Consider the following 3,280-nt stretch of genomic DNA (forward strand, 5'->3'; position numbering starts at 1 on the left):
GGGGCGGGACGCGATTTGTAGAACAGTCCCGGTGCGCTGTCGGCTGGTGTGTAGCCGAGCGCGTTGCCGTCGGTGGATTCAGCGGGGCCGACCAGGAGTGCGCCATCCGGCATCAGGATTTCGCCGATGCGGTCGAGCACCGAGGCGCGCGTCTTGAGGTCGAAATACATCAGCACGTTGCGGCAGAACACGACATCGCAATCCGGCAGCCAGCCGTAGGAATCGAGCAGATTGAAGGTGCGGAAGCTGACCATGCGGCGCAGATGGTCGCTGATGCGCCAGTTGGCTCCCTCCTGGGTGAAGTTCGATACCAGCCGGCGGATCGGCAGGCCGCGCTGCACCTCGAACTGCGAATAGATGCCGTCCTGGGCGCGGGCGATCATCTGTGAATTGATGTCGGTGGCGATCAGCGTGATGGTCCAGCCCTGGTCCACCAGCTTGGCATCGTCGAGGATCATCGCGATCGAATAGGGTTCCTGCCCGGCGGCGCAAGCGGCACACCAGATGCGCAGGTGCTTGGTCTCGGCCCGCGCCTGCCTCAGCGACGGCAGCACGATATCGCGGAACTCGTCGAAGGTCTTGCGGTCGCGGAAGAAGGCGGAATCGTTGGTCGTCATCGCCTCGATCACCGCCTGCACCAGCGCCTCGTGGCCGTAATGCAGCTCTTTCAGCAGCGAGGCGAGATCGCGAAAACCGAAGCGGCGCACCACCGGCACCAGCCGGGTCTCGATCATGTGCGTCTTCTTCTCCGCCAGGATGATGCCGGTGCGGCGGCGAAGGACATTGGCGAGGTAGGTGAAGTCGTGGCTGTTCATCGCGACGCCACCATCCCCATTTCCGCCAGCTTGGCGGTGACCGAGGTCTTGTCGAACGGCTTCAGGATGTATTCGTCGGCGCCCGCTCCGATCGCCTCGCCGATGTGGGCGGGATCGTTCTCGGTGGTGCAGTAGAGCACCACGGGGTGATTGCCTTTGGTCTCGCCGCGCAGGGACTTCAGGAAGTCGATTCCCGTCATCTGCGGCAGCTGGCCGTCGAGCAGGATCACGTCCGGCATCTGGCGGCGGCAGGCCATCAGCGCCTCGGCACCGTTCTCCGCTTCGACGGTAGCGAAGGACAGCTCGGCGAGAATCCGGCAAGCAACCTTGCGGATCACCCGGCTGTCATCGACGACGAGGCACGTTTTCATGGACGGAGCCGCACTTTTTGCAACGGCTCCAAGGTAAACCCCGAAGGTAAACGCCGCCTAACCGGCAACGATTTCGACGCGTCCGTCGCGCGGCGTAATGGTCAGGCCGGCATTGATCCCCTTGGCCAGCCGGAACGCCAGAACCGGCTGCACGCCGCGGGCATCGTGCTCCGACACCTCACCCTTCAGCGCCCGCTCGACATCTTCCGACACGCGTACGCCAACGCCGGTCGCGGTGATGGTGAAGCCGGGCGCCTGGCCGAGGCCGTTGGCTTCCACCCGCACCACGCCGCCGCGCGGCAGGCAATCGGCGCCGATCAGGGCCGCATTCATCAGCAGTTTGGCCCAATCCTTCGGCCATTGCACCGGCGGCGTCTCCCATTCCAGCGTCGTCCGCCCGGTGGTGAACAGGCCGGCGATCAGCCGTCCGACTTCGCCCAGATCCAGCTCCGCCCCGGCCGATCCGGCCGCCCCGAACGCCAGCCGCATGAACTGCAGCCGCGCCAGCGCCTGGGCCGCACTCGAAGTCACGATCTTGAGGGCGTCGGCGCGCATCGCCGCGTCACGCTCGTCTTCGAGCACTTCCAGGCCGTTGACCACGGCGCCGAGCGGCCCGACCAGATCGTGGCAGACCCGGCTGACGAGAAAGGCGGAAAATTCGAGATCGGTCATGAGAGGTTCCGGAATGCTCTGGTGATCAGGGTTGGGAATTGGTTATCGTCTGCTTTACGGTTTAAGGAAAGCTTAACGGGTTCGCCCCGGCAAGCCGGAAGCGTTTCCCTGGCCAACTCGACGCGACGGCCGCACTCCCCTACACTTTGGGCCGGAGAGACCATGACCAACGCCCACGCCGCTTCGCCCATGCTGAAAGCCCTCGCCCGCATCGCCTATGATGCCGGCGCCATCGTCCTCAGCCACTACACCGACGAGATCACCGCCACCCGCAAGCCGGACTCCTCGCCGGTCACCGCTGCCGACGTCGAAACCGAGCGCTTCATCCTGAAGCGGCTGGCGCAGCTCGCGCCCGACGTGCCGGTGGTCGCCGAAGAGGAAGTCGCGGCCGGGCGCATCCCCAAGGTCGGCAAGCGCTTCTTCCTGGTCGACCCGCTCGACGGCACCAAGGAGTTCGTCTCCAAGAACGGCGAGTTCACGGTCAATATCGCCGAAATCATCGAAGGCAAGCCGGTGCGCGGCGTCGTCTACGCCCCGGCCAAGGAACGCATCTTCTTCGGCGAGACGCTGACCGGCGCCTTCGCCATGACCGCCGCGCCCGGCGGCGCCCCCGATTTCGCCGAAGCCCACCCGTTGGAGGCCCGCATCCCGGCCCATGACGGGCTGGTGGTCGCCGTGTCGCGCTCGCACAACGACAAAAAATCGGCGGAGTACCTGTCGGCTTATCCGGTGAAGAGCTTCATCGTCGCCGGCTCGTCGCTGAAATTCTGCCTGATCGCAGCGGGCGAAGCCGACCTCTACCCGCGCCACGGCCGCACCATGGAATGGGACACCGCCGCCGGCCACGCCGTCCTCACCGCCGCGGGCGGCAGCCTGACGACGCTGGAAGGCAAGCCGTTCCTGTACGGCAAACCCGGCTTCGCCAATCCGCATTTCGTCGCCAGGGGATTGTAATCCCCTTAAATAGCGTCGAAGCGGAGATGCTCACGCACGTCCGCTTCGATGGGTCGCCCCGGTGGCCAGGGCGCCGGCGAACACCCCATTCAAGCAGGCGAATGACCGGGCACAGGCTGGCCACCTCTGAACCGCAACGATACGGGACACGCCCGTCCGAACGGCTTTCACGCGCCCGGTTCAGCTATGTCATCGGGGTGCGGATCCGGACATTCGCGAAAGCCCTTCGCCGCTGGTTTTTGCCTGCCTGCCTCATGTTCCATATGCGCAACAGATGTTGGGAACACACAACGTACTTTCAAGGGGGGGCGACAACGCGTGCGTATTTGCAGGCGCGACGCAGCCGCGGGTTCAGCGCGCCGCGTTTGCGCTGCTCGATGAACGCGACCTGCCGAATGCGCAAGCCGGCGGACGGTCCACAAAAGCCGACTATTACCCCAAGACCGCGCTCGGCCTGCTCGCAGCGCT

General features: G+C 65.3%; 4 protein-coding genes. 1 reads left to right on the forward strand and 3 read right to left on the reverse strand.

Features of this window, described 5'->3' with window-relative positions:
- The 3 genes from AC1P6P_RS16995 to AC1P6P_RS17005 form a co-directional block, all read right to left on the reverse strand.
- Positions 1-815: CheR family methyltransferase (locus tag AC1P6P_RS16995; RefSeq protein WP_481403633.1), on the reverse strand; the 815-nt coding region annotated here is incomplete at its 3' end.
- Positions 812-1,186 (reverse strand): response regulator, encoded by a 375-nt coding sequence (locus AC1P6P_RS17000; RefSeq protein WP_481403634.1) that lies wholly within the window; start codon positions 1,184-1,186, stop codon positions 812-814. The genes AC1P6P_RS16995 and AC1P6P_RS17000, both read right to left, overlap by 4 nt.
- A 57-nt stretch (positions 1,187-1,243) precedes the next feature.
- Positions 1,244-1,858, reverse strand: a complete 615-nt coding sequence (locus AC1P6P_RS17005) for a histidine phosphotransferase family protein (protein ID WP_481403635.1) — start codon at positions 1,856-1,858, stop codon at positions 1,244-1,246.
- A 162-nt stretch (positions 1,859-2,020) separates the two neighbouring features.
- On the opposite strand from AC1P6P_RS17005, the gene cysQ reads away from it, so the two are divergent.
- Entirely contained in the window at positions 2,021-2,812 is a 792-nt protein-coding gene (cysQ, locus tag AC1P6P_RS17010) for a 3'(2'),5'-bisphosphate nucleotidase CysQ (RefSeq protein WP_481403636.1), read from the forward strand.
- Positions 2,813-3,280: the final 468 nt, after the last annotated feature.

The sequence above is a fragment of the Rhizomicrobium sp. genome, from assembly GCF_056722145.1.